Origin of the sequence: Halobellus rufus, from assembly GCF_000739575.1 — an archaeon.
GTDB lineage: Archaea > Halobacteriota > Halobacteria > Halobacteriales > Haloferacaceae > Haloquadratum > Haloquadratum rufum.
This window is the reverse complement of the sequence record NZ_BBJO01000062.1, coordinates 1-2,580: the sequence shown is the minus strand read 5'-3', so window position 1 is coordinate 2,580 and position 2,580 is coordinate 1. Positions and strand designations below refer to the sequence as shown.

2 protein-coding genes are annotated in these 2,580 nt (G+C 54.3%); one reads left to right on the top strand and one right to left on the bottom strand.

Features of this window, described 5'->3' with window-relative positions; genetic code table 11:
• Positions 1–602 precede the first annotated feature (602 nt).
• Positions 603–2,009: a Cdc6/Cdc18 family protein gene (locus ACP99_RS17815; RefSeq protein ID WP_049987880.1), complete on the top strand. Its 1,407-nt coding sequence runs from the start codon at positions 603–605 to the stop codon at positions 2,007–2,009.
• 264 nt (positions 2,010–2,273) lie between these two features.
• On the opposite strand, the gene ACP99_RS17810 is transcribed toward ACP99_RS17815, so the two are convergent.
• On the bottom strand, positions 2,274–2,580 hold a 307-nt coding region (locus ACP99_RS17810; RefSeq protein WP_156105796.1), incomplete at its 5' end, for a hypothetical protein.

Below are 2,580 nucleotides of genomic sequence, written 5' to 3'. Positions count from 1 at the left end.
GGGGGAGGGGGTGAAACATTCGAGATCACCAAAGCGGCTTCACCAGCAATCATATCCGAAACCTGGTATTCCTCTCACTCGTGAACGGATTCTACGAGCGTCGTTCGTTCGCAATCATTCTGGCGCTTACTACTCGAAAACGGGGAGTGTGAGAAAGACCGTATCACCCTGAGCATCATTCACAAAATCCGGATTATGTGGATTTTGCTCCGAGACCCACCTCGACTCACTTCTCCTTACAACATGAGGGTGGGAGCATCGAACCAGGTGTGTTACCGCCCCCAACATCTTACAACTCGAAAATGGGGGGTCCGGGTCATCGAGGAAGTTCGACGATAGCGAGCTTCGTCGAACCGTTACAACTCGACAACGGAGGGTGATAGATTCCGAAGACGGTATCTGACTCATCCAGAGGATACGGGTCTGTAGTCGTTAGATAGCCTGTTTTCGCCCGGTTACAACTCCACAAGGGTCCATATTTTTATACCCAGAGTTCGAGGGGGTTCATAATGGGACGAGAGGGACGTAGAGCAGGATCGAATAATCCGGAAGGTGAGGAGGGTGGTGAATCTTCTGCTGCTGATCCTGAAAACCCCGAATCGATGGATGAGGAGGTGGAGTCTCCTGGCACGTCACAAGCGACCTTCGGAAACGGATCAGATCCCGCCGATTCGTCTCAAGAAGCAACTAACGGCGACGGTGGCGGTATCTCAATTCGTGATCGGCTCCAAACCGAGTCGTCCGGTGGGGTATTCGCGAACAAAGACCTCGTCCGGTCAGATACCATCATCGACGAGGATCGTATCGTCGGTCGTGACGACCAGCTGGGCCGTGTCGTCGACAATCTAAAACCGATCCTCCAGAATGAGGGGATCCCCGATATGCTTCTGAGTGGTCCCTCTGGAACGGGGAAATCGCTCATCATTCATGCAGTCTGTAAACAGATCGTCGAACTGTGTGAATCCCAAGGCAAGACCTTCGGGGTCATTTCAATCAACTGCGAGGGGCCGAAGACCGCAGATCGGGCTGTCTATCGGTTAGTCAAAGCTGCTGCCGACGACCTTGGCGTTGATCCTGGTGTTCCCCAAACCGGTGTCTCAACGGATCAGAAGCTGGAGCGACTGTACGAACTGATGCGAGAGTATTACGACGGTGTCATCTTCATTCTCGATGAAATCGATATGCTCGAGGGACCGTATCAGGAGGCAGAGTACAATTCTCTCATCTACCAGCTTTCACGGGCTCGCAAACTCGCTGACTTTGATGGTCCCATCTCGCTCACGACGATCACGAACTACGCCGACTTTATGAAGGACCTCAACAGCCGCGCACAGAGTTCTTACAACCCTGACGATATCTTCTTCGACGATTACGATGCGAACCAACTCCGTAGTATTCTCCGCAACCGGCGGGACGCCTTCAAGCCAGACTCACTTGCAGATGACGTTGTTCCGCTTGTTGCTGCGTTCGGCTCCCAAACGCACGGGGATGCGCGGAAAGCGATTGATCTCCTCAGATGGGCTGGCGAATTAGCTGAGCGGCGTGGAGCTGACACAGTTACCGAGACTGATGTCCGTGAAGCCCAGGAGAAATACACCGAAAACCGCAAGCTCCGCCATATCAGCGGCATTTCAACTCAAAAGAAACTCTCTATCTACGCCGTGGCGGCGACGGCCAACTACGCAAGAGAACATCCTGAGTGGATCCCAGCTGGACCTGCGTTCAAGACGTACCAATTCATTGCTGATACGATGGACGCAGACCAGTACAGTCGCGAGACGTTCGTAAATCACGTCACAGAACAGAGTACGTACGGTGTGTTGGACTTCGAGCGTCGGGGCAAGGGGCGAGGCAGAGGAGTGCATATGTATTTCTCCCTCTCCGAGGATCCGGAAACGATCATGGAGACGATCCGTGAGGATTCCCGGTTCGAAGATCTAGCTCACGAAGAGGCGACTATCAGCGCGGTTGTCCGCGAACGGCTGAAGCAGTTCCGGAGTAAGAACTAATCCCGCCTGTATTCACCCCACACTTACTACTCGAAAATGGGGGGTGTCCTTCGTCGGGATGTCTCGTTACTACTCGAAAACGGGGGGTGGGTGAGTCAAGAGATTTGACGTGCCGGTCGATGTACTGTGGTATCTCCTTGCCCTCTCCCATTTACAACTCGAAAACGGGGGTGTGTTCTACGATTTTCTTGTCGCCGATACCATCGATGATACGGAGACCGTGGGGAAACGACGGCAACGTAGGGTGGGAGCCCCGAGTTGAGTTCACTCGTCGGGATTCACCGGTCCTTTGTACTTCGATGTCACTGAATCTCCTTCCCGCCACTGCCAGTAGTAGTAGCGGTTGTCGTTGATTTCCTTGATCGTGATCGTCGCCTTCGCTGGCACGTCGTCCGGGAGGTCATCGGGGCGCTCCTCGACGTCGGCGGCGGCCGCCTCTTCCTCCTTGAGACGAGCTTCACGCTCCTTGTATTTGGCCAACGCCTCGGCGTAGCTGGCAACGTCCCGAAGATGCGCCGATGTGGCTTCGTTGAGCGTGTTGACGATCTCCGTTGGGAGGTTCGCCGGTGGG